Annotated in this window: 19 protein-coding genes and 2 pseudogenes; 16 read left to right on the top strand and 5 right to left on the bottom strand. The window is 53.7% G+C overall.

From position 1 onward, the window contains the following. The first annotated feature begins 136 nt into the window (after nt 1–136). The 4 genes from merT to QPL94_RS19895 are packed head-to-tail and all read left to right on the top strand — an operon-like array spanning nt 137 to nt 2,451. Nucleotides 137–499: a mercuric ion transporter MerT gene (gene merT / locus QPL94_RS19910; RefSeq protein ID WP_085682208.1), complete on the top strand. Its 363-nt coding sequence runs from the start codon at nt 137–139 to the stop codon at nt 497–499. Nucleotides 500–557: 58 nt separating this feature from the next. Continuing rightward, nucleotides 558–809 carry a mercury resistance system periplasmic binding protein MerP gene (merP, locus tag QPL94_RS19905; protein ID WP_232774847.1) on the top strand — a complete coding sequence of 84 codons (252 nt, stop codon included), beginning with the start codon at nt 558–560 and terminating at the stop codon, nt 807–809. A 5-nt stretch (nt 810–814) separates the two neighbouring features. Beyond that, nucleotides 815–2,218, top strand: coding sequence for a mercury(II) reductase (merA, locus tag QPL94_RS19900; protein ID WP_123891169.1), 1,404 nt, complete (start codon nt 815–817; stop codon nt 2,216–2,218). A 20-nt stretch (nt 2,219–2,238) separates the two neighbouring features. After that, nucleotides 2,239–2,451 carry a hypothetical protein gene (locus tag QPL94_RS19895; RefSeq protein WP_223305241.1) on the top strand — a complete coding sequence of 71 codons (213 nt, stop codon included), beginning with the start codon at nt 2,239–2,241 and terminating at the stop codon, nt 2,449–2,451. Between the two features lie 161 nt (nt 2,452–2,612). Here the strand turns inward: QPL94_RS19895 and QPL94_RS19890 are convergent, their stop codons facing one another. Further along, on the bottom strand, nt 2,613–3,602 hold the full coding sequence (locus tag QPL94_RS19890; protein ID WP_063091982.1) for a site-specific integrase: 990 nt from the start codon (nt 3,600–3,602) through the stop codon (nt 2,613–2,615). A gap of 195 nt (nt 3,603–3,797) precedes the next feature. On the opposite strand from QPL94_RS19890, the gene QPL94_RS19885 reads away from it, so the two are divergent. From QPL94_RS19885 to QPL94_RS19860, 7 genes and pseudogenes are all read left to right on the top strand, one after another. Then, on the top strand, nt 3,798–4,853 hold the full coding sequence (locus QPL94_RS19885; protein WP_023007038.1) for a DNA-binding protein: 1,056 nt from the start codon (nt 3,798–3,800) through the stop codon (nt 4,851–4,853). 142 nt (nt 4,854–4,995) lie between these two features. Beyond that, nucleotides 4,996–5,085, top strand: a pseudogene (locus QPL94_RS21450) (DUF1232 domain-containing protein); the annotation flags it as partial. A gap of 6 nt (nt 5,086–5,091) precedes the next feature. Next, entirely contained in the window at nt 5,092–5,310 is a 219-nt protein-coding gene (locus QPL94_RS19880) for a YkvA family protein (RefSeq protein ID WP_285359647.1), read from the top strand. 225 nt (nt 5,311–5,535) lie between these two features. Next, nucleotides 5,536–6,135: a hypothetical protein gene (locus QPL94_RS19875; protein ID WP_285359646.1), complete on the top strand. Its 600-nt coding sequence runs from the start codon at nt 5,536–5,538 to the stop codon at nt 6,133–6,135. Between the two features lie 273 nt (nt 6,136–6,408). Continuing rightward, nucleotides 6,409–7,398: a porin gene (locus tag QPL94_RS19870; protein WP_285359645.1), complete on the top strand. Its 990-nt coding sequence runs from the start codon at nt 6,409–6,411 to the stop codon at nt 7,396–7,398. Nucleotides 7,399–7,646: 248 nt separating this feature from the next. Continuing rightward, complete coding sequence (locus QPL94_RS19865) at nt 7,647–9,053, top strand: hypothetical protein (protein ID WP_285359644.1); 1,407 nt, start codon at nt 7,647–7,649, stop codon at nt 9,051–9,053. Between the two features lie 73 nt (nt 9,054–9,126). Next, nucleotides 9,127–10,668 (top strand): hypothetical protein, encoded by a 1,542-nt coding sequence (locus QPL94_RS19860; RefSeq protein WP_285359643.1) that lies wholly within the window; start codon nt 9,127–9,129, stop codon nt 10,666–10,668. Nucleotides 10,669–10,698: 30 nt separating this feature from the next. Here QPL94_RS19860 and QPL94_RS19855 read toward each other — a convergent pair whose 3' ends face one another. Together QPL94_RS19855 and QPL94_RS19850 are read right to left on the bottom strand one after the other, a co-directional pair. Next, the gene (locus QPL94_RS19855; protein WP_285359642.1) at nt 10,699–12,012 is read right to left on the bottom strand and encodes an ATP-binding protein; all 1,314 of its coding nucleotides are present in this window, start codon (nt 12,010–12,012) and stop codon (nt 10,699–10,701) included. Between the two features lie 184 nt (nt 12,013–12,196). Further along, nucleotides 12,197–12,493 (bottom strand): hypothetical protein, encoded by a 297-nt coding sequence (locus QPL94_RS19850; RefSeq protein WP_285359641.1) that lies wholly within the window; start codon nt 12,491–12,493, stop codon nt 12,197–12,199. Between the two features lie 335 nt (nt 12,494–12,828). On the opposite strand from QPL94_RS19850, the gene QPL94_RS19845 reads away from it, so the two are divergent. The 5 genes from QPL94_RS19845 (at nt 12,829) to QPL94_RS19825 (ending at nt 20,386) form a co-directional block, all read left to right on the top strand. Further along, nucleotides 12,829–14,082, top strand: a complete 1,254-nt coding sequence (locus QPL94_RS19845) for a DcaP family trimeric outer membrane transporter (RefSeq protein WP_285359640.1) — start codon at nt 12,829–12,831, stop codon at nt 14,080–14,082. A 286-nt stretch (nt 14,083–14,368) separates the two neighbouring features. After that, nucleotides 14,369–15,670 carry a TolC family protein gene (locus QPL94_RS19840; protein WP_285359639.1) on the top strand — a complete coding sequence of 434 codons (1,302 nt, stop codon included), beginning with the start codon at nt 14,369–14,371 and terminating at the stop codon, nt 15,668–15,670. Between the two features lie 47 nt (nt 15,671–15,717). Further along, nucleotides 15,718–16,902: an efflux RND transporter periplasmic adaptor subunit gene (locus QPL94_RS19835; RefSeq protein ID WP_108019722.1), complete on the top strand. Its 1,185-nt coding sequence runs from the start codon at nt 15,718–15,720 to the stop codon at nt 16,900–16,902. Nucleotides 16,903–16,916: 14 nt separating this feature from the next. Further along, entirely contained in the window at nt 16,917–20,024 is a 3,108-nt protein-coding gene (locus QPL94_RS19830) for an efflux RND transporter permease subunit (RefSeq protein ID WP_285359638.1), read from the top strand. Between the two features lie 17 nt (nt 20,025–20,041). Beyond that, on the top strand, nt 20,042–20,386 hold the full coding sequence (locus QPL94_RS19825) for a P-II family nitrogen regulator (RefSeq protein ID WP_285359637.1): 345 nt from the start codon (nt 20,042–20,044) through the stop codon (nt 20,384–20,386). A gap of 136 nt (nt 20,387–20,522) precedes the next feature. Here the strand turns inward: QPL94_RS19825 and QPL94_RS21495 are convergent. Both QPL94_RS21495 and QPL94_RS19820 read right to left on the bottom strand, forming a co-directional pair. After that, nucleotides 20,523–20,624, bottom strand: a pseudogene (locus QPL94_RS21495) (hypothetical protein); the annotation flags it as partial. A 186-nt stretch (nt 20,625–20,810) separates the two neighbouring features. Further along, nucleotides 20,811–22,952 carry a TonB-dependent receptor family protein gene (locus QPL94_RS19820; protein WP_232903140.1) on the bottom strand — a complete coding sequence of 714 codons (2,142 nt, stop codon included), beginning with the start codon at nt 22,950–22,952 and terminating at the stop codon, nt 20,811–20,813. Nucleotides 22,953–23,006 lie beyond the last annotated feature (54 nt).

The raw sequence follows: 23,006 nt of genomic DNA, 5'->3' as shown, positions 1-23,006 counted from the left end.
TAATAAGATTAGTGCCCGTACCACGGTACGGGGTCAAGAGTGCTGAACATTTTATAGGAGTGTGGGGCTTGACTCCGTAGCCGACTACGGAAGTATTTTGAAGATAGCCAGCAAAGTCATGAAAGGAACCGTCGCAATGTCAGAGTTGAAATCAGAGTCCAAATCCGGTCGCGGGTCATTAATTGCAGGCGGGGTCGCAGCATTGCTCGCATCGGCCTGCTGTCTTGGCCCCCTGGTCCTGATCGCCCTTGGTGTTTCCGGTGCCTGGATCGGCAATCTTGCCGCTCTGGAGCCTTACCGGCCGTGGTTTATTGGTGCTGCTCTGGTGGCGATGGTCTTTGCCTGGCGTCGGATATACCGGCCTGCACAGGATTGCGAGCCGGGCGAGGTCTGCGCAGTACCGCAAGTGCGCACCGCTTACAAGATCACTTTCTGGATCGTCGCGTTGCTCGTACTGATCGCGTTGGCATTCCCTTTCGTCTTACCGTTATTTTACTGAGAGGCCATACACCATGAGAAAGTCCCTGATCACTGCCGTACTGTTTACGCTGTTCAGCATGCCTGCCTTGGCGGAGCAAAAGACGGTGACCCTGTCTGTTCCCGGAATGACCTGTTCGGCTTGCCCGATTACCGTCAAAGCCGCTCTCAAGAGAGTTGATGGGGTGAGTTCTGTCCAGGTCCGCTATGAGGAACGTGATGCGACGGTTACTTTCTACGATGACAAAACCTCTGTCGACGCAATAACTCAAGCCACGACCAACGCGGGCTACCCGTCCACACTGATACAGTCCGGGGCGAAACAGGAGTAGTGTTTATGAGTGATAACGATCTGCACATTGCCGTGATTGGCAGTGGTGGCAGTGCCATGGCCGCCGCTTTGAAGTCGGCGGAACGCGGAGCCCGAGTGACGCTGATCGAGCGTGGTACCATCGGTGGCACTTGCGTCAATGTCGGCTGCGTGCCCTCGAAGATCATGATCCGCGCCGCTCACGTGGCCCATCTGCGCCGCCGCAGTCCGTTCGACGAGGGCATTGCGGCAGTCGAGCCGACCATTGACCGGCCCCGGTTGCTGGCCCAGCAACAGGCCCGGGTCGATGAGCTTCGTCGCGACAAGTATGAGGGCATTCTCGACGACAATTCGGCGATTACTGTCCTGCGGGGTGAGGCCCGTTTTATCGATGCCAATACAGTGCAGGTTACTACACCTGATGGTACGGAACGCGAGGTACGCTTTGACAGAGCGTTCATTGGTACCGGTGCGCGGCCTACCATCCCCCCGGTTCCGGGCCTGTCCGATACGCCGTACTGGACGTCCGCCACGGCACTGGCCAGTGACACCATTCCGGATCGACTAATTGTCATTGGGGCATCCGTCGTGGCAGTGGAGCTGGCACAGGCGTTTGCCCGACTGGGCAGCGAGGTGACCATCCTGGCGCGCAGTCGACTGTTATCCCGGCAGGACCCGGCTGTTGACGAGGCCATTCAAACCGCGTTCAAAGCCGAGGGTGTCAAGGTTCTGAATGACACCCAGGCGAGCCAGATCAGTTATACCAACGAGGAATTCGTGCTCGACACGAACGCCGGGGAACTGCGGGCCGATCAGCTGCTGGTGGCCGTGGGACGCACACCGAACACAGACAGGCTGAACCTGGAGTCTATCGGCGTCGAGACTGATCGCGGGTCCGTTATCGTCAATGAGCAACTCGAGACCCGGGTGCCGGGCATTTACGCTTCCGGCGACTGTACCAATCAGCCCCAGTTTGTTTATGTGGCGGCAGCGGGTGGTAGCCGGGCCGCGATCAATATGACCGGCGGCGATGCCCGCCTGGATCTCAGCGCCATGCCGGAGGTGGTCTTTACCGAGCCACAGATTGCAACCGTCGGTTTATCCGAGGCCGACGCCGATGCAAGTGGCTACGTCACCGACAGCCGTACCCTGACCCTCGACAATGTGCCACGGGCCCTGGTCAACTTTGATACCGGAGGCTTCATTAAAATGGTCGCGGAACGTGAAAGCGGGCGGTTACTGGGTGTGCAATCCGTGGCGGGTGAGGCCGGCGAACTGATCCAGACCGCGGTGATGGCGCTACGCGCCCGCATGACCGTCAACGAGATTGCCGATGAGCTGTTCCCGTACCTGACGATGGTAGAAGGTTTGAAGCTGTGCGCTCAAACGTTTACCAAGGATGTCAAACAACTATCCTGCTGCGCGGGATAAGGCAAGGCCCCGTGAATGATATGCGAGAAATCGTGAATCGGCTGGGCCTGACCGGAGAAGCGGAGGCCACGCTTCATGTGGCGCTATTGCGTGAGCTGGTCCAGGGTCGTCCTGTCACTCTTAAGCGGCTTGCAGCGTCGCTCAACTGGACGACGGACCAGGTGGTGCAGGTGCGGGAACAGCTGCCTTGCGGAACCGTCGAGTATGACGGTCAGGGGTTGGTCGGTTCGTAGCTAATCTGGGCCCAACCGGGCGCCCTTTCTCACCCAATGTGGTCCCACTGCTCAGGATAATTGCGGGCCCAACAGATTAGCTTTGTGAGCCACTACAGATACCTGTTCATCGTATTCTGAGTGCTTCCGGGCAGCGTAGCCAGCCGCGACCACACTCACCATTAGTCGGTGTCCCGGATCAACCTGGCGACTTTGGTCAGTAAGGTGTTTGCGGCGTTGTCCGTAAATTGCTGTCCTTCCTCGATGTAGCCCCGCACCGTCCCGTCATGCTTCCAGCCACCCTGGCGCTTGATCTGCGCAAAGTCGACCTTTTCCCGCGCGGCGGCGGTGGATAGACCGCGCCGGAAGCTGTGACTGCTCAGGGTCGGCACGAAGTCCAGGCCGCAGGTTTCCCCAAGCGCTTTCAGGATTCGGTTCACCGACCCGCCTGAAAGGGCCTGGGATTGCAACCGATCCCAGCGGTTGACGGCGCGGAAGACGGGGCCTTCGTGAATGCCGGCATGCTCTAGCCAGGTTTCGAGGGCGCTGACCGGGCAGACCAGCTCGTTGCCCCGAGGCAGGGCCCGCTTCAGGCCTTCACCGTGAGGGTCTGTTTTAGAGCGCGGCAGGGTCACCACCAGCCCTTCCGGCTCCCACGACAAGTGCTTCACCTCAATCGCTACCAATTCACTGCGGCGAAACGCCCCAAAAAAACCGACCTGCAGCAGGGCCCAGTCACGATGCTTCTTGAGCGAGTCAGGCTGTTGCTGGAGTGTTTCCAGGAAGGCCGCAATGTGTTCGAGGCGCAGCGCCCGGGCTTGCCGTTTCGGCCGACCATGGGCGCGACGAATCCCTTCCAACGTTTTGCGCACGCCGGGGTCTCGAGCGGGATCACGCAATCCCTGAGTCTGGTGCCAGCGCCCCAGGGCCGTCAGGTAAACATCCAGCGTGCGAGGATTAAGCGCGTCTGCCTGATCGGACAGATAGGCCGCAAGGGTCGCCGGCTGTGTCGGGAGACGTCCACCCCAGCGCTCAAAGCTGCGAATGGCCGCACGGTAGGTCCGCCGCGTGTTGTCGGTGGTGGCCATGTGGATGTACCGATTAGCCGTATCGGCTAATACGGTCTTTTCCGCGTTACGTAATGTGGACTTGACGGTGGGTTTTGGATCCATGACCGCTCCAATTCGAGGCGTGCTTTCAAGAGCCGCTGATGTACCGGCGTTACAGGAGCAGGATAGAACAGACCACACACTAACGCACGTTAACGCGCTTTAACGTGCGTTAGGAATCTTAAATAAATTTTGTTAATTATCGAATAAATAATGTAATATTACATATCACGTTATATGATAAAAATGAGGCATGTCATGGCCCGCGCCGGAATTACTTACCAGGATGTCGCCAACGCTGCGCAACGCGTCCGCCAACGCGGTGACGAGCCCACTGTCGACCGGGTGCGATCGGAACTCGGTACCGGCAGTCGCAGCACTCTCGGGCCAATGCTGAAACGTTGGAAATCAGGCAGCGAAGCCGCAGCGGATCTGAACGGACTCCCGGCTGACTTGGTGGCCGCCGTGAAAGCCCTGCATGAGCGAGCTCAATACGCGGCCGATGAACGTATTACGCAGGAGCGCGAAGCGCACCAGACGCTGGAACAGCAATGGCGCACCGAGCTGGAAGAGGTGCGGCAGCGGTGCGAGTCACTGGAAGAGCAACGCTGCGGGCTGGAGAAGGCCAATGAAGCGCTTCGCAACGAAAGCGATGCCCAGGCCCACGCTCTTCAACAGGAACAGCTCCGGGCGGCCTCACTCACGTCCAAACTGGAGGCAAGTCAGGAGAAACTCAGTGAGACCACTGCAACCGTCCAAGAGATGAAGCAGGAAAACCGCGATATCCGCAGCCATTTCGAGCACTACCAGCAGGAGATTGCCGAGGATCGCCGTCATGAACGGGACCAGTTCCACAGGACCCAGTCAGGGCTGGAGGGTCAGGTGGATCAGCTGACGCAGCAGCTCCGTTCCAGCGAACAGGACCGCGACACGCTGAGACAACATCGCGACCAAATAAACCAGCGCTATGAGGCCAGTCAGGATCACGCTGAAAACTTGAAAGAAAAATTGCACGCGAGCCAGGCCGTCATAACACAATGGGCAACGCGAACAGAAACGCTGGAAGCGACAGTCGACCGCCTCCAGCTGGAGCGAGATAGCGACGCCGAACACAGGGAGAAGCTTGGTGCGGCCCTAACGGATTCTGAAAAACATCTCGCGGCCTGCCAGCAGCGGATCTCCGACCTCAGAGAGCGCGTGGCAGCGGCTGACGACCGAAACCAGTTTCTCAACGATCAGAATCGCGAATTACTGCAGGAAAAAGCTGTCCTCCAGGGTCAGTTGAAACAACTACAAACAAGCCTGGCTAAATAGCCCGCTATTGTCTCGGCCTGATCATCCCTGAGAGTTGCGAGTGATGCCAATCGCGCAAGAAGTAGTTAGATGTCTACCGTGATCTTTGGCAGGCTGCGAGCTGCGGCAAAACGCATTCAGCATGATGCGCTGACGGTTTATTTTGTGGCGCGAGACCCGAATACCCCCAGTCGTTCGGCTGCTTGCGCTCGCAATCGCAGCGTACGCCATCAGTCCAATTGATCTCATTCCGGACTTCATGCCGATCCTGGGCTATCTTGACGACATTATCTTGGTCCCGCTGGGCATCGTCCTTGTCATCAAGCTGACGCCATCGAATGTGATAGAAGCGAGTCGCTCGAAAGCAGCTAAAGTGGCAATCAAGCCGATCAGCCACGTTGCGGCCGCAGTCGTTATTGGCACATGGCTTTTATGTGCCACGGCTTTTGGCTACTGGGTGTGGGAATACAGCAGGTAACGCATCGTCTGCACGTGATGAAATAGTTAATTTAAGGCTTGTAAAACAGATGGTTAATGCGCTTTTTGGAGGATTTCGTCAGAATCGTTGCCGACCCTCATGCGGACACGCATTGAGGCGAGCGACAGCCGATTCGTACTGGATGCAGGTGCTGATCCGGGGCTGCCTGGGTGGCTGGCTCGATGGCTTTGCCAGGCCTCTACGGGGACAGTGACGGACATTAAGATGTATGGGCGTTATCGATCCGCCGACATAGGCTGGGGCGGTGTTGCCGACATCCTGACTGCCGCTGAAAGCCAGGGTTGGAAATATAATGGTGGATGGACACACTCCCGTGTTTGGGACGTTCGATATAGAAGGTTTGAAGGCGGGTTGGGAAGCAGCATCTGTGTTCCGGTTTTTCTGGATGAACTTCAAGCCTTACCGCAGGAGCTCTCCCTTGAGCGCTTCAGCTTTTACCACGCTGGTCTCAACCCGGTAACCGATGCGCTGATGACGTTCGAGAGAACCGGCATACTCGGATGCTTCTCATTCGAATCGCGTCAACGCGCATTCTATTCAGCTCTTCAGCGCTTTACCAAAAAGCCCTTCGGCCTGGTATTGACCGCAGAGAGCCGAGCTGATGGCGCATCGCGCCGAATATCAATTGGCCATTCTGATCTGTATCGCGCAACCGCAATCCCTGCCGCGATCCTTTGCACGTCTCTTATGGAGGCTGCAGGCATGCGCCCGGGCTATGGATATCTGGGTGAGTGGGCCAGTAAAGACAAGAGGTTTCCCGATAAGCTTCAGGAAGAGGGGTTCTGGTATCGATTTGGTGAGTAGTACGGGAAGTGAACAGAAAAATCTGATGGATGAATCTGGAGTCAGACGGAAAGCGCTTCCGTGCCCACGACGCAATGTATGAAGACGGCCGCTTATATTCAAGTTCAATTCAGTGTCAAAGGATATAATAGAGAGTTTTTAACTTAGGTTATTGAAATAAATCGAAAAAATATTTAAATGTAACAGTTTTGCAATAGGTACAAGGCACCATCTACTCAGCATTTGAAAGACTTCAAGTGTCATTTTGAATCTATCTAATCTGAAGAGGTGTCCATGAATAAGTGTCTATCAATGTTGGTGTTTGGTGGGGTTGCAGTAACTTCAATGAATGCACTCGCGGCGGACGGTCCTGTCCTGTACGGCAAAGCCAATGTTTCGTATGAAAACCAGGACGACGGTAATAGCGATACCTGGAAGCTCCAGAGTAATGCGTCCCGTCTGGGGGTAAAAGGGGCGCTCAATACCGACCTCGAAGGCTTGGAGGCGATCTACAAAGCAGAATTTGAAATATCGATTGATGATGGAGATAAAGATGGCCAAACCTTCTCTCAGCGTAATATTTACGGTGGCTTCAAGCAGGCGAACCTTGGTGCACTGATTGCGGGAAAATTTGACACACCTTTAAAGTCAGCGCAGGGCAAGGTTGACCAGTTCAACGACCTACAGGCGGATATAAAAAATATCATGGCTGGTGAAAATCGGACCAGCAACATTGTTCAATACAGTTCCCCACGTCTGTTTGATGCTGTGGGCGTTAGTGTTGCCGTCATCCCGGGTGAAGAGCAGTCAGCTGGGGCAGAGAACGACGGACCTGCGGATGCAGTTTCCAGCTCTTTTACGTTTGAGAACGAACATTTCTACGGCAGTATTGCCTACGATTCTGATATCGAAGATTCACTGGAAGCCGATTCCAGTGGCGATAGTCGTCTCAATATCCTGCGAACCGTAGGGAAGGTCCGATTGAGTAACTTTGAGGTCGGTGCAGTTTACCAGTTAGCAGAAGAAAGCGATGGCCCTGGAGAAGATACGTCTTATCTGGTTGGCGGTGCCGTTAACCTTGAGCGTTGGAAGATCAAGGCGCAGTACGGACTGACAGAAGCTGAGACAACAAACGAGGAGCTAACCCTGCTGGCCTTGGGGCTCGATTATAAACTGGCTAGCAAGAGTAAGGTTTATGCTTACGTGTCTCAGGTGGAGGCGGACTTGGCTGACTCTGAGGACTCCACATTTGGTGTGGGCTTCGAGCATAAGTTTTCCATGTAGGGTCGAGCGCGGTCGCTGAATACAGGGAGACCGACGTATCTGAAATCTTTTCCGGATTTCAAGTTCATTTAAGGTTCGTGTGAGATCCTAATTGCGAGTTAACTAAGGTTATTTAATGGCGGGAATGCTTCATTCCCGCCTTTTTTTTGGCCTTTAGTCCGGTGTTCTAGCCGGTTTTAAGATTTACGCCACGATCCGTACGAATCGGATATCACAAACAATCAAGAAAGAAACTGGAGGGGATTACGTTGAAACGCAACATTCTGGCCACTGCGATTGCAGGGATGACAACATTGTCGGGAAGTTGGGCCGCGACGGCAGCGGAGATTGAATTCCACGGTGATATGGATAACCGTTTTCAGGCCTACACCAATCAAAGAGACTGGTTTTCTGGTGGTAACTCTGGCGGCGGTACGCTGAAAGATGACGAGCCGACCGAGAGCTTCGGCGAGGTCAAATATCGCTTCTGGGCGAAAGCAACTTCCGATGACAAAAAAGTTACCGGTGTTTTTGCGACGGAGATTGGTGGCATCCGCTACGGTGAGGGCTCGGGTGGCGACTATTCCGGTGATGGTGTCAACATCGAAACACGGTGGGCTTATGTGGATTTTTTGGTGCCCAACACGCTAGATCAGCGCGTATCGCTAGGCTTGCAGCCAGTGTCAGTAAACCGACATGTCTGGAATGAAACTGCCACAGCCGCTGTTTGGAAAGGCTCACTGGGCTCTGGATTTGACTATCAGTTGTTATGGGGGCGGGGTGACTCTTCCAATGAGAGCGGCGTCGACTCAGAACAGGACGAAGGCTGGGATGGCGCGGACAACTTCGCGATCAACCTGAACAAGCGTTACTCACCGAACCTGAGCGCAGGCCTTTTCTACCTCTATCAGATGAATGATCAAATTGCTGAGGGAGTAGGTACGGTAAATAGCAGGGAATATGAACTGAAGAGCATCGCTGATAACTCCAAATATTCCGTTTCAAGCTTTGGGGTGGAGATGGATTATGATCAGGAGACGTCGCTAGGCCGCATGTTCGTGAAGGGTACGGTGATTGGCCAAAGCGGCACAATAGAGGGGGTCAATTTCGTTCCTTTGAATGGTGCTACGAATCCCAATACGAACTACGACCTTTCCACCTTTCTGGGACGCGGCGAGCTCGGGCTGCAATTTGGACCAAACCAACTGACGTACACCGTGCTCTACGCATCGGGCGATGGCAATGAGCAAGATGCGGACTTCGACGCCTTCATCGCCACGGATGTCGACTTCAGCGACAGTATGATTTTTCAGGAAAACATGACGAGCGATGACTACTTCGCCGAAACGCCCTATATCCTCGACAAAGGGTATTTCATGAACAAGCTTCAGCTCGATCATAAACTAGCGGCCAATATTACGGTCAGCGGAATGATGGTCTACAACCGCTTGGCTGAGAATATTGCACTTGCAGATGGATCGTCCTCAAAAGATCTCGGACTGGAATTTGGTTCCAAGATCTCCTATTTCCCATACCCTTCGCTGGAGCTCGCGGCAGAAGCTGCATACCTGGCATCAGGCGATGCCATGGATGCGCTGGAAGAAACTGCCTTGCAGGACGGCAAAGGTGATCAGGACATTGTTCATGTCGCCGGTCGGGTAAGGTACAAGTTCTAACAAAAACGGGGTGGTGGGAGCGCCACCCCGTTTTCGTTATACGAAATGAATCCGCATTGAGTGACTTTTTCCTATGATGACTCGTTCTCCAGTATTTGTGTTCCTGATGCTACTACTAGCTGGCGCGGTACAGGCGGTTGAGCGCGAGCATCCAGCAAAGGCAGAAGTCACTCAGGTAGATCGTGATCAAAAAGTCCTTTCCCTCACAGTTGGCGATACCAGTGTTGAGGTGGGTGATTTATTTGTTGTGTTGCGGGAACCTGGCGATGCGGGCATCCCGGAAAAAAACCTTTCAGTCATCGGTATCGAGAGTATCGGAAAGGATCGGGCGGTAGGGAAAGTGCTGTTTGGAACGATGCCCTCCGTTGGAGCTGTATCGAAGCGCTTCTACGGTATTCCGGCGGTGTTTACTGACAGAGCCGGCGATCCCAGGCCGGTAACGCCGGCGTTGAAATCCAGGTTTCCTGATCTCCTGTGGCGGGAGGAGCCAGAGGCGTCAAGTGATCTGCCATTGGTGCGTTTTCAGGTTACTGGTAGAGGTCAAGCCGTCGCGACCTACAATAACACCTGGTTGGTCGGCATTGTACAGACCGATGCTGAAGAAGGTCGGGTAGGTTCGGTTGAGGAGGAGGAAGCTTTAGCGTCTCCATTTGCCAGACTGCCCATCAACGCAAAGTCGTTGTCCGCGTTTCGTTCTGGCAGCGATTACTATTTTGCGGCGGAGCATGGAAACAAACTCAGCTTTTTTCATGTTGATTCCGGTGGGGCTGTTCAGAGCCTGACGTCCATTGAGGTGCCCCGTCGGGAGAAAGTCATCCGAATGGACTGGTACGTTTCAGAAAACTCATACAACCTCATTTTGAATCAGTGGAATGGCCGTCGCGTTTCAAGTTCTTTGATCCAGTTGGCCGAGGGGAAGGCCGAAGCCATTGGTTTCATTCCCTTAATATTGGGATTGCAGGATTTGGATGCTGACGGCCGCCGGGAAACTATTCTCGGGCAGTCTTTCTACTCAGATCAGGGGTTTGGTTCAGAGGTTTATCAAATATCAATCTCACCAAACGGGCCTGATCTTGATAAGGCCGATCATGAAAAATTAAGCCGATACACGCCAGTGTTTCGGGTAATCGATGCCGTTGTTCAGAGCAAATCGGGACCTTTGAATATGGTGACCGTCTCTCAAGGGGAGGTTTCATTTTTCCCTGCTGGCACAGAGGGACCCCGTCTGGGCTACAAGATTGGAAACCGGATTGCGGGCAGGAATATGACTTACGACGTGTCGCCTGAGGCGGTGTTTAGTCGGAGGCAAACACTGTTCTTGCCGAACCTCCTCGTACGCTCCGGTGAGGACGCAGTAAATATCGGGATTCCACAGGAATCCAGTGCAGCCGAAGATAGGATAGGTGTTTATGAGACGCGAGTTGATTGGTTGACACTGAGATCCGGGCAATCCCCCAAAACGCAGTCAAAAAGTCTTCTAACGCCGGCTCCGGTGTCCCCCGTATCAGGCAATACAGGGTTATTCTTTATGTCGCCTGATGAAAACTCAGTTCAAAGCGACAGTTTTGACGTTGAGACGTTGGTGTATCGGGGTGCTATTCCTGCTGGTCGCTGACTAAAGCTGGATAAGTTGCCCTTGTAGTCGTCAAATGCTTCTGGGAAGCTCGATTAGAACCCGAAGACCGCCTTTAGGTGATGTTGAAAAGTGCATGGCGCCACCGTAGTCGTTTATGATTTCCTGAACGATTGAAAGTCCAAGACCATAGCCAGGAGTTGTTTCATCCAATCTTTTCTGGCGCCTGGTAAGATCGGAAAGTTGGTGTGAAGCCACTCCTGGGCCGTCATCTTCAACAAGAATAGTCAAAATGTCATCGTGAAGTTTCAAGTGTAGATGAGCTTCCTGGGAGCACCATTTGCTAGCGTTATCAAGAACATTGCCCAAGATCTCATTAAAATCACGCTCATCAATTGGCCAGACAAGCTCTCTGGGTAATGTTTCTTGAAGATGGATCTGTTTGTAAGGATAGATTCGGCTGACGACGTCCACCAGTGCCAGAGTTCTCTCAATGATTGGTGTCGCCTTTCCAATGTACTGACCGGACATTTCGGTTTTTCTCATTTGAGTGTCGATCAGCTCGTGCATTTCAGACAGTTGAGACTTAATTTGACTCGCGATTGTGGTGGGAATGGCTTCGTCATTGATCATGGAGTTTATGACGGCAAGGGGGGTTTTTAAGCTATGAGAAATATCTGCGGCTAGGTGGCGTGAACGGGCAAGTTTTTTGTCGTACGACTCTAATAGACGATTAAGATGTTTGACAAGTTCATCGAATTCTTCAGGTACGCTCTCATCCAGTCTATTACGCTCACCCTTTTTAAGCGAAGTTAATTGGGCGCTCATCATTTTTAAAGGTTTTAGTGCGATAGTTACCCCAATAAATATGATCATTGATATCGTAACGAGAATTGTAAACGATATGATCCATATAATAACATGGATTTTGTCAAGTGTGTTTGGGGAGTAGGAGCTTCTTTCAATTATAGTAACGCTTAGTTTATCTTGCCTTTTATTAAATATTTTGTAGTAGCCAAGGATTGATCGATCATCATCCGATATGTGAAAAATTCCAGGCTTTCTGAACGATTCTACCACCTGTAATTTCGGTTTAATGTTCTCGCTTGTAAAACTCCGGCCTTGACTGTCTTCGATGTGAACAGAATATTGAGACAATGAAAAATTTCTGAGAGAGGATTTTGTAATTACTTCTTTATCATTGGTTAGTATCTTTGAGAGCTGGTTAGCTGCAGCCTGTAACTGCTGTCTGTGAAGCTCGTCATGGATATAGTCGATTAAAAGGGTGTGTGAGAAGAATATTAGCCCGGTACACGCGAAACCCGTTAGTGTCAGAAAAGTAAGCAGTTTCCGTTTTATTGAAGGGCTTCGTTTTTTTCTGGGCATGTTGTCTGCCAAGCAGTTAGTTAGAAATTTTTATCGATTAAATCTAGGACTAAAAAAGCCGCACTACAAAAGTAGTGCGGCAAGACGGAATGGTGGAGACCATTCACGATGCAGCTGGTTTTGAAACGCTATTTATTGGAAAAATTTCCTCTTAAATCAACAGGCTTTTAGCGCCAAACTTGTTCTAATGAATAAACTGATCTTTTGAAAATTGATCCAATTCAGATAAATTGATATCTCCCGATTTAATCATATCGTGATAGATATCGTCCTTATTCGATAACATCAATTTTCGGCGAGCCTCCATGCCGACTTCAGATGCGGCTGCCTGTGTCATTACCCTATGCTGCCTCTTCATGTCCTGAACGCCGCTTTCGGAGAGCATGTTTTGTGCCAGCTTACCACTATTGGCCTCAGTGGCATGGAGACTTCCTGCAGCCACAGTTAATGCTAGAGATGCGAGCAAGAGATGTTTTCTCATAGAGTCACCTTTAAATTGAATGATCTGCACCCTTATAGAAACAGATGAACTTTAACTCAGCTTGAAAAAATGAAATTAGATAGTGAAAAGAGAACACGGTTAGAAGAGCGGGTGCGACGGGATCGCTAGTAAAAAGGTGTTAAGGGGCATTTTTTTCAATTTCATTTCAAGTTCATCTGCTATCAATGGCAAGTTGTTGTTCTGGTGAAAACTGTGAGAACAATGACCCACTTTCCGGAATTGGCCCTTCAACTGGGCCGCGCTAGCGGTCGGTTTGTTCGACGCCAATTATCGGTCAGATAAAATACAACGAAGGCTCATGGAGACTGATTACAATGCAAACTAATAAACTCAGGTTAGCGATGAGAACGACACTGGCGCTTGCGGTAACGGGTCTGCTGGCCCCATCTGTTAGTGCGCAATCTGCAACTGAACTTCAGACACAAATAAATGATTTGCAGCGTCAACTGGATGGCATGGCGGAAAGCAAGGGTTCGGAAGGTTGGATGGTGCCCGGCACCAATACCGCCGTAACAATCGGTGGTTATGTCAAGCTGGACATGATTTACGATTTTGATCAGGACATGGGTGACAGTCTTTTCGTAGCTGGCCTCGACACGGCTAACGATGAAAGCGATCCTTCTTTTCGCGCCCATGCCCGGCAGTCACGTGTCCGCATCAAGACAACCACTCCAACCGACGCGGGCGAGGTAAAGACCACCGTTGAAGCGGACTTCTTTGGTGGTGGCGGTAACGAGACCTTCTCCAACTCTAGAGGCCTGCGTATACGCAGCGCCTATGGCGAATTGAACGGTCTGCTTGCGGGTCAGACATGGAGTAACTTCATGCATTTTACCGCATACCCGTCTACTGTCGATTTTGATGGCCCTGTAGGTGTTGGTTTTATTCGTCAGGCACAGCTGCGCTACACGATGCCTCTTGGCGGTGGCGCCCACTTCTCAGTGTCCGCTGAAAATCCGGAAAGTACCGGATTTGAAGACTCTCGCGATAATGCTCCGGATCTGACCGCCAAGTACAAGTGGGCCGGTAGTGCTGGTGGCATTGAAGTTGCCGGTCTGGCACGTTCGCTGCAGACTGACTCTGCAACTGCTACGGGCGATGATAACGCCTTTGGTTATGGCGTTTTGGTTGCTGGCCGACTAAACCTCACCGACGCCACCACGGTCATGGCAGGGGCGATCTTTGGTGACGGCGTGGGACGCTACATCTACAGTTCCTTCAGCAATAATGACAGCAGCGCTAGCCGCTCTGGCATTGGCGAGGCATACATTGATGCCAACGGCGATCTTGAAACCATTGAGGCATACGGTGCCAACGTTGCTATCACTCAGCAGTGGACGCCAAAGTTCTCCTCAGGTCTGTCCTATGGGCGCGTAGAGGGTGATCAGCCAGCAGATCTGTTCCCGAACTCCTTTGAAACCCTGCAAAGCGTTCACTTTAGCAACTTCTACAAAGTTGCTGACCCGGTAACGCTGGGGTTGGAGCTTTCCTTCGCGGACAAAGAGCTGGCCAACGGTGAGTCTGCTGACAACACTCGTCTGCAACTGGCTGCGCAGTTCGGTTTTTAATCGTTCATAGTGTTGCTTCACGCAGTTGGACCCAACGACGGGCTTAAATAGGCCCGTCGTTTTTTGTCTCCGCTCCCTCCTATGCGCTGGATGCCCTCCTCTTTTGTCCCTTTCTTTCACCACTTTTTGAATATACCCCGCCATAGTTTCATCGAGCTCCGCACGAGTTTAGGTTTGATGACACCGAATTCAGACTGATTTAAAGGTCTGTCTGTAGGGTTGTCCTGGTAGTTACGGCGAAAACGCTGATTCATGTATCTCAGTCAAATAGCCAGGATGATATTGAATGAACAAACGACTGTTGTTGTGGGTGCTGATAGTACCCGGAGTCTTGAACGTCATACCTTCGGCGGCTGCCACGGCCGGGGAGAGCATTTCACTCAAGGAGTTCCAGCGAGCCAAGGCCAGCCAGGCTGTCTCCTTGAATGAGGCAATGGCAATGGCATTTGAGAATAGCCCGGTGTTGGCTTTGAGACGGGCTGCAGTGTCCATGCAAGAAGCCGAGCTCGACCATGCCAGCCGCTGGGCGCCAAGCAACCCAGAGCTTGAGCTGAGTGGCCGTGACAATCCAGATCAGGCGGATCAGTCACTGAACTACGAGGTTCGGGTTACTCAGGAAGTCTGGATGGGCAATCGGGGCGATCTCGGTCAGTCGCGTGCTCAGAGCGCTCTCACTTCTCAACAGCAGGAACTCGAATACCTGAAAGTGGCCACCAAGGCGCGAGTGCGGTCAGCTTACTTCAAGATACTGCTTGCTCAGAAAGAGCTGGAAACTGCAACCCGCACCGTTGAGCTGATGCGTCGAACCAAAGAGCTGGTTGAGGTGTCCGTTGAGCGGGGTAAGCAGACTCGAATTGAGCTCAATACCGCCGTCATTGGCTTGGCAAGAGCTAAAAATCAAAAGGCTGAAGCGGCGCAAAAGCTTAGGCAGTCAAAAATTGACCTGACGGAAGTTCTTGGAGTGTCCCCCTCCGATGCGGTTGGGGTGACGGGAGAACTCAATGTAGTTCGTGCCAACTTGCCACCAACTAATCGGCTTGTCGCGATGGCTCAGCGCCAGAGAGGGGATCTGAAGGCGGCGGCCGAGAGAATTGCTGCGAATGAGTCCAGCCTGGAACTGGCCAAGAGCCTGACGATTCCGAACCTGAAAGTATTCGGATTCTACGAGCGGGAGGAAAGATCCAACCTTTTTGGTGCAGGTGTGTCGATGCCTCTGACCGTGTTTCATGATTATTCCGGTGAAAAAAGGAAGGCCTCGGCTCAGTTGAAAATCTCCGAGCTTGAGGCCGAGGCGTTACGTTTGGCTACTGAGCGCCAGGTCGTATCCGCTGTGGCCCAATACGAATCCGCCGCACGCAGATTGCGCCAGATGAACGAGTCGATTCTCGAACGTTCGGAGGAAACGCTGCAACTGATGCAGAAAGCCCTTCAGGCGGGAAAAGTCGATGCTTCCGATGTCCTGGCCGCCCAGGACAATCTTTTGTCGGTGAGGCAGGAATACGTCCAAGTGCAACACGACTATATCGACGCCGTCCGGGCATTGGAAGTGAGCACCGGTGGTGCCCTTTCAATGTCATCCGGGTCCTGATGAAAAAAATTAATGGTTGAACATTCTCTTACATCGAAGGTGTTTAGATGATTCGAAATATGCAGATATTGTTTGTCGCGATCAGTTTTCTGGTCTATCAGCCACTGGTGTCTGGCGCCGAAAACGCCGAAGGAGGGCAGCACCAAGAGGATGAGGCTGGGCACGCGGCTGAAGGCAGTGAGGCTCGCGAGGTTCACCTGACTCCAGAGCAGCGGGAGTTACTCTCCGTGCAGACTGTGACGGTGCCCCGAGGCCGTGCTGACAATATCGTCACTGCGCCAGCTGAAGTTCACTATGTTCCGGATCGCGTCGCTGAGGTAGGGCCGTTATTGCAGGGAAAGCTTACGCGACTGGCTGTGGATCTGGGGGACCAGGTTGAAAAAGGCCAGTTGTTGGCCACATTGAACAGCGTTGAGTTGGCACGCATTCGTTCCCGTCTGAACTCGTTGAAAGCTCGGAAAGAAGCCGCGACTGCGGAGTATCAGCGAGAAAAGCAATTGCGGAGTGAAAGCTTCACCAGCGAAGAAGAGTTCCTGGACGCCAAGGCCGCTTATCTTGAGATTACAGCGGAGTACGATTCGATTCGTGAGCAACTGGAGGTTTTTGGCAGTGATTCGTCAGGCGCAGATAGCAGTCTCGCACAGTACGCGCTCCGTTCTCCTATCCAGGGGCGCATTGAACGCATGGATGCCCGGTTGGGTCAAACCTTAAGCGCTTCAGATACGCCTTTTACTGTGGCCGATACCTCTGTGGTGTGGGTGATGTTGCAAGTTGCGGAAACTGATATTGGCAGGGTATCCGTCGGAGATGAAGTTCAGGTCTTCTCCAAGTCTGTCGCGGACCGCTTTCATACCGGGGAAGTTTCCTGGGTCTCAAATGAGCTTGATGAGGAAACCCGCACCATTCCCGTTCGAGTCGTGCTCGAATCCCCCAACGGCGACCTTCGTCCAAATACCTATGCCAAAGCGAGAGTCATGACTCAATCGGGGGCATCACTACCGCTAGTTCCAGACGATGCCGTGCAAACCATCGGCGATGAGACCGTTGTATTTGTTCCGGGTGGTGAAGGGGGAGCCTACAAGGCGGTTCCCGTCACACTTGGCAAGGAGGCAAACGACTGGATAGAGATTAAGTCCGGCATCAGCGCAAACACGGAAGTGGTTTCAGTGGGCGCTTTTGATCTGATGTCGGCCATTACCGCCAGTGGCCGCAGCGCCGCTCACGGACACTAAAACTCGGGGGGAGCATGATCAACGCAATTGTGAATTATGCGCTGAACAATCGTCTGATGACGCTTGTTTTTGCTATCGCCGTGATCGTTGCCGGCATATTTTCATTTCAAAAACTGCCGGTGGATGCGTTTCCGGACGCGACACCGACCATGGTTCAGGTGTTCACTACCAGTCCTGGTTTGTCGCCGGTTGATATTGAAACGCTGATTTCCTATCCCGTTGAGATCAGCATGTATGGAATTCCCAAGTTAGAAAAAGTGCAGAGCACGTCGATTTTCGGGCTCTCGCGGGTGACCATCTATTTCGAAGATGGCACCGATATCTACTTCGCCAGGCGGCTTGTTAACGAGCGGCTATCGGAGGCCAAGCGCCAGATTCCCGAAGGGATGGGGCAGCCGGAACTCGGGCCCATAGCGAGCGGTCTTGGGCGCATCCTGATGTATTCCCTGGAAGCTGAGGATAAAGAGCAATACAGCCTGCAGGAAATCCGCACGATTCAGGACTGGATTGTTAAACCGCAGCTCAGGACCGTGCCGGGCGTAACCGGTGTGCTGTCCATCGGCGGCGAGGTAAAACAGTACCAGGTCAATATCGATGCGCAGAAGCTTCAGGCACGGAACCTGACGGTGTCTGATATTCGCGGCGCCCTCGCCCAGAATAATCGTAACGTCGGCGCCTCTTTCATTACGCGAGGCGGTGAAGAATACATTGTTCGCGGTTACGGCTGGGTCAACTCTGGTTCCGAAGGCATCGAAGACATCCAGAACATCATTGTGTCCAAGAGTGAGGGTGAGTCCCCTATTTACGTCAAGGATGTGGCGGAGGTTGGGCTTGGGCCAGCGATTCGCCGTGGCGCAGAGGTGTCCTCGGGTGAGGAGTCTGTGGGCGGTTACGTGATGAAATTGATCGGCACCAACACCAGTCAGGTGCTTGAGGACGTCAACGCAAAAATCGACGACCTGAACAAGTCACTTCCCGAGGGGTTGAAGATCGAAGCGTATTACTCCCAGGCGGAGTTGGTGGGCAAGGCCATCGGCACTGTCGAGAAAGCGCTGCTTGAAGGCTCGGTTCTGGTGCTGATTTTCCTCTATCTGTTCCTGGGGAATATCCGTTCCACACTGATCGTGGTGGCGACGTTGCCGTTGTCTGTACTCTTTGCGTTCATTGCTATGCGCATGTCGGGCCTGTCGGCCAACCTGATGAGTCTGGGGGGGCTGGCTATCGGTATCGGCATGATGGTGGACGGCGCTGTCGTGATGATAGAGAACATCTTCCGACACCTTGAGGAGCGATCAGAGGAAAAGGTCAGTGTTCTGAGGCTTGTAGGTGAGTCAGCCCGGGAAGTGGCCCGTCCGATCGTGTTTGCCATCGGCATCATTATTATCGTTTTTCTGCCGCTGTTTACGCTGCAGGGCGTTGAGGGCAAGCTGTTTTCGCCCATGGCCTACACCATCAGCTTTGCGTTGATCGGTGCGCTGGTACTCGCGCTGACGTTGGTGCCGGTTCTGGCCTCGCTGTCGTTCAAAATGGGCGGGCATCACAAGGAGCCGAAGCTGGTTCTGTTCCTAAACCGGCTATACAAGCCGGTGGTGAATACTGTCGTCAAAGCCCCTAAAATTGTGATGGGCGTGGCCGTCATTGCCTTTGCAGGTAGTCTCCTGCTGTTTCCCTATCTCGGGAGCGAATTCGTGCCCACGCTACGGGAAGGCACGTTCCAGATTCGCTCAACACTGCCGCCGGGGGCCAGCCTGGAATCCGCCATCAAATATGGCAAACGGGTCCAGTCCGTTGTCGAGGAATTTCCGGAGGTCACCGGCGCCTATGCCCGCATCGGTCGTGCCGAAGTGGGTGGCGACCCTGAGCCTGTGAACGTTGTGGCGACGCTCGTCAATCTGAAGCCCCTGGATCAGTGGCGAGAGGACGTGAGCTATGAGGACCTCCAAAGCAGGATTGCAGAGGCTTTGGATGAGCGGGTTCCCGGGCTTGCCAACAATCTGTCCCAACCGATTCAGCTGCGAACCGACGAACTCCTGTCAGGCGTTCAGGCACAACTGGTTGCCAGCATTTTCGGCGACGACCTGAACGAGTTGGGCCGGATCGGCAGGGAAGTGGCGGCACTGGCGCAAGAGGTGCCTGGTGCAACGGATGTGCGCGCTCAGCAGAGTGCGGGTAAAAAACAGATCGTTATTCGCCCCGACCGTGAAGTGCTGGCGCAGTTCGGCATCAGCATCGATAACCTGATGAGTACGGTTGAAACCGGTATTGGTGGTAAAGGGGCTGGACTTGTCTTTGACGGTGTCCGGCGATTTGAGATCTTCGCCCGGTTGCAAGAGTCCTATCGCGGGTCCATCGATGAAATCAGGAAGCTTCCCCTCAGGGGCAACAGTGGCGAGCTTATCCCGCTTTCACGGGTGGCCGATGTTGATATGTACTCGGGTCCCAAGAAAATTTCACGCTCCAATGCCAGTCGCCGTCAGTATGTGCAAATGAACGTACGTGGTCGCGATATGGGCGGCGTTGTTCAGGATTTGCGCAAGCGGATCGAGGAGCAAGTAGATATGCCGCCGGGGTATTTCGTGGAGTTTGGCGGTCAGTTTGAGAACCAGGAAAGGGCCATGGCTCGGCTGGCGATTGTTGTGCCTATTACCCTGGCGCTTATTTTCCTGCTTCTCTTTTCGGCATTCAGCAGTCTGCGCTATGCAGCGCTGATCTTCATGAATGTGCCCTTTGCGGTTACCGGTGGCATTGTCGCGCTGTTTGTGACGGGGCTTTACCTCTCAGTGCCGGCTGCCGTGGGATTCATCGCGGTGTTTGGCGTAGCCGTACTTAATGGTGTGGTGATGGTGAGCTACATCAATCAGTTGCGGGACGAAGGCTACGACGTCATTGAGGCGGTCAAACTGGGTGCCCAACGTCGCTTGCGGCCGGTTCTGATGACAGCCTCGGTGGCTATTCTGGGGCTGATTCCCCTGTTGCTGGCCGACGGTATTGGTTCCAATGTCCAGCGGCCACTGGCAACGGTTGTGGTTGGCGGTCTGATCACCTCAACGCTGCTGACGTTGGTGGTATTGCCCAGTGTGTATCAGTGGTTTGCATCCGAACGTCGTGACGTTGAAGTCTGATAGTCAGGAGAAGGTTTATGTATGAAATAAAGGCTTATGTCAGAGAGGTTATGGCGGAGCATGTGGTTGATGCTCTGGCCAAAGTCAAGGGAGTGGCAAGCATTGCCGTCGTGTCTCTCAACGAATTTGGTCATCTGGTCGGCGATGAGTCGCCTCTGGAGAAAGTGAAGATGGTCAAGCTGGAAGTAGATGTAGCGACCGAAACTGTTGCCGATGAAGTTGTGGACATCATTGTGCGAACGAGCAGGACCCGGGATGGACACCCGGGGGATGGCAAGGTACTTGTATCCCGCCTGGTCCGGGCTGTTCGCATCGAGGATGGTGCGGCCAACGAAAGCGCACTCCAACCCACTTCAAACTAGTTCTCTTTAAGCTGGATGGTGGCATCGCGGCTGTGCTGGTCGCGCGAGCCGCCATCACAGCTCCATTCCCGGCTGAAAGATTTCAGACCTCGCCTAGGTCGCCCGCAACGAGTCAAAGGGCTCAAGTTGCTTGTTTGATCTTGCGCGATGAGAAGACAGCGGTCGCGTAGGCATAAATCAACAACTTTAGCATCGTCCGTGGGTTGAACGGCGAGTTGCGCCGGCCGGCCACCTCATGTTCGTATTGCTGCGGAAGCGGCGCTTTGAGAATGGGTCAGTCTCTAAAAAGTCGAGGCCCCAATTACAACAAACCCCCGCCGAAATGGCGAGGGTTTGTCAGCGATCTGAGCCCCAGCCCCGGGCTCTTTACTGTCGTGACGCAACCGCGAAGTTACCCGGAAATCAGGCGCCATCCGGTTATTCGTCAGAAATTGACGCTTACCCCCAATGAGGCGGTACGTGGCAGGTTTGCCATGGCGCCATCGGGCAAACGTGAGACAATTTGCTGCTCATCGAACAGGTTGTCCACTTTCAGGAAGACATCGGCACTGGCGGTCAGTGCGTAGCGGCTGATGAAATCGACCAGGAACAGGGACTCGGTCTCGTCCAGTTTCGTGGCGGTGTTGTTGCATCCCGCGCTGACACACATCTCATCGGTGTAGGTGGCCACAAGGTAGTTGTCCCAGCCACTCGGATGTTCCATGCCTGTTCGGAAGCTCATCTGGTTTTCAGGTACGTCCTTGAGCTGCTCACCTTTTTTCAGGCCCGAGGCGGCATTGTCCTTGCTGATTTCCGCCTGGGTAAAGGTGTAGGTAAGGCTGACCGGAAGGTAGAACTCGCCCGCCCGGGTGCCGGTCTGGAGCTGAAACTCAACACCGGCAATTTCGGCCTCGCCGGTTACGAAACTGCCGGAGGTGGCGCCATTGCTGCACGGCGAGCCCACGGAACAGTTTTCGGCCTTGTTGGAGAAGTCGCTGTAGAAGCCGATCATTTCCGCGAAGAACGCATTGCCAAAGTACCGGAGGCCGGCCTCCCAGTTCTTGCTGGTTTCCGGCTCTTCGTTTGCCGTGGCACCACCCCCGAGAGGGGAGAAACCCCGGTGCACACCCCCTAGAACCTGCCAGCTTTGGGACAGGTCATAGGTAAAGGAAGCGCCGGGCAGGAGTTCAGCGCTGTCATTGGCGCGGGTGCTGTCGACGGTTGTGCGGTCGGGATCCGCGTATTGGGTGCGACCGGTTTTCACATCCTCGTAGCGCAGGGCGAGGTTAACGCTGAGCTTGTCCGTCGCCTGCCAGGTGTCGAGCGCCCAGAAGCTCAGGGCTTCGCCGGTCTCAAAGCGATTATTGCTGCCCGTGGGGGCGACAGTGTTCTGGAACACCAGAGAGCCGTTGACCTGGTCATAAACATCGACCGGCTGGAAACGATCCATTTCATCTTCGTGGTAGCGGGCGCCGAAATCAAACTGGTGGCTGCCCATGTCGACATCAAAGTTTACCTGCACGCCCTCGGACAGGTAGTCCCTGGCGTTGTTTTTGTAATCCAGGCCGTTGGCGTCAACTGTGCCGTCCAGAATACCCTGGGCATTGGCGTCGCCGCCGTTTGCCGAGTCGATGATGCTTCCGCCGCCGCTGAGCTTGAACCAGTTCCGCTTGAAGTCGTTGCGATAGAGGGTGGCCGTGCTGCTTACGGTATTACTCCAGTCGAACTGATGGGTCAGGCTGATACCGGAGTGGGTATTGTTCATCTGGTCGATGCTGGACAACCCGTAACGCCGGTTCGGATCCTGGCTGAAGTCCGCATCGGTCAGGCCGAGGTAACTGGAGTTGGAGGTTTCTTCGGAGTATTGCAGCTTGGCGGTCACGCTCTGGCGCTCTCCCTGCCAGCGCAGCTTGCCGACATAGTCTTCGATATCAAAGCCGGTATCGCGGTTACTGCGGTCAATCTCCTTGAAGCCTTTCGCGGAGCGCTGGACGGTCTCAAGCAGGTAGCCCCAGTCGCCGACCGTGTCACCATAGGTTACATGAACGTCGGTGGAGCCGCGGTCGTTGGTGACGGACTCAATATAGCCCTGCCGCTGATCGGGAATGGGTGTGGAAATCAGGTTGACGACACCACCGGTGGTTTGCGGGCCATAGCGCAGCAGCGGGGCACCCTTGAGCACTTCCAGCGAGGACATCCGCTTCAGCGTCGGGAAATAATAGGCGGCCGGATTGGAGTAGGGCGCCGGTGCGATAAGAATGCCATCTTCCATCAGGGTGACATTGCTGCTGCGCTCGGCCGTGGCGCCGCGGATGCCGATGTTAGGGCGCAGACCAAGACCTTCCTCTTCCCGCACATAGACACCCGGAACGGTTTTCAGTACCTGGTTGATGTCGGTCTCAACTTCGGTTTTCATCTGCTGCTCACCAACAACGTAGCCTGACCCTGGCAAGGTCTGGGCGGCAGAAGCATCGCCAATGATTTCCATGGGTTCAAGCATCTCGGGCTGCTCATCCCCGGCGGCCCAGTTCAGACCTGGGGCAAGGCTAATTGCCACGGCCAGTGATAGTCGGGAAGGTTTAAACATGTGGTTATTCTCCGTATCCTTTGCGGGTTTAATGTAAATAAAAATCATTCTGAT

Source organism: Marinobacter sp. SS13-12 (assembly GCF_030227115.1).
Classification (GTDB): Bacteria; Pseudomonadota; Gammaproteobacteria; order Pseudomonadales; family Oleiphilaceae; genus Marinobacter.
This window is presented reverse-complemented; position numbering and strand designations above follow the sequence as displayed.

Coding starts and splice junctions, on each gene's coding strand:
- QPL94_RS19860 (WP_285359643.1), top strand. CDS start 9,127: ATGATGACTCGTTCTCCAGTATTTGTGTTCCTGATGCTACTACTAGCT.
- QPL94_RS19830 (WP_285359638.1), top strand. CDS start 16,917: ATGATCAACGCAATTGTGAATTATGCGCTGAACAATCGTCTGATGACG.
- QPL94_RS19825 (WP_285359637.1), top strand. CDS start 20,042: ATGTATGAAATAAAGGCTTATGTCAGAGAGGTTATGGCGGAGCATGTG.
- QPL94_RS19850 (WP_285359641.1), bottom strand. CDS start 12,493: ATGAGAAAACATCTCTTGCTCGCATCTCTAGCATTAACTGTGGCTGCA.
- QPL94_RS19875 (WP_285359646.1), top strand. CDS start 5,536: ATGTATGGGCGTTATCGATCCGCCGACATAGGCTGGGGCGGTGTTGCC.
- QPL94_RS19840 (WP_285359639.1), top strand. CDS start 14,369: ATGAACAAACGACTGTTGTTGTGGGTGCTGATAGTACCCGGAGTCTTG.
- QPL94_RS19890 (WP_063091982.1), bottom strand. CDS start 3,602: ATGGATCCAAAACCCACCGTCAAGTCCACATTACGTAACGCGGAAAAG.
- QPL94_RS19835 (WP_108019722.1), top strand. CDS start 15,718: ATGATTCGAAATATGCAGATATTGTTTGTCGCGATCAGTTTTCTGGTC.
- merP (WP_232774847.1), top strand. CDS start 558: ATGCCTGCCTTGGCGGAGCAAAAGACGGTGACCCTGTCTGTTCCCGGA.
- QPL94_RS19895 (WP_223305241.1), top strand. CDS start 2,239: ATGCGAGAAATCGTGAATCGGCTGGGCCTGACCGGAGAAGCGGAGGCC.
- QPL94_RS19855 (WP_285359642.1), bottom strand. CDS start 12,012: ATGCCCAGAAAAAAACGAAGCCCTTCAATAAAACGGAAACTGCTTACT.
- QPL94_RS19885 (WP_023007038.1), top strand. CDS start 3,798: ATGGCCCGCGCCGGAATTACTTACCAGGATGTCGCCAACGCTGCGCAA.
- QPL94_RS19820 (WP_232903140.1), bottom strand. CDS start 22,952: ATGTTTAAACCTTCCCGACTATCACTGGCCGTGGCAATTAGCCTTGCC.
- QPL94_RS19880 (WP_285359647.1), top strand. CDS start 5,092: ATGCCGATCCTGGGCTATCTTGACGACATTATCTTGGTCCCGCTGGGC.
- merA (WP_123891169.1), top strand. CDS start 815: ATGAGTGATAACGATCTGCACATTGCCGTGATTGGCAGTGGTGGCAGT.
- QPL94_RS19870 (WP_285359645.1), top strand. CDS start 6,409: ATGAATAAGTGTCTATCAATGTTGGTGTTTGGTGGGGTTGCAGTAACT.
- merT (WP_085682208.1), top strand. CDS start 137: ATGTCAGAGTTGAAATCAGAGTCCAAATCCGGTCGCGGGTCATTAATT.
- QPL94_RS19845 (WP_285359640.1), top strand. CDS start 12,829: ATGCAAACTAATAAACTCAGGTTAGCGATGAGAACGACACTGGCGCTT.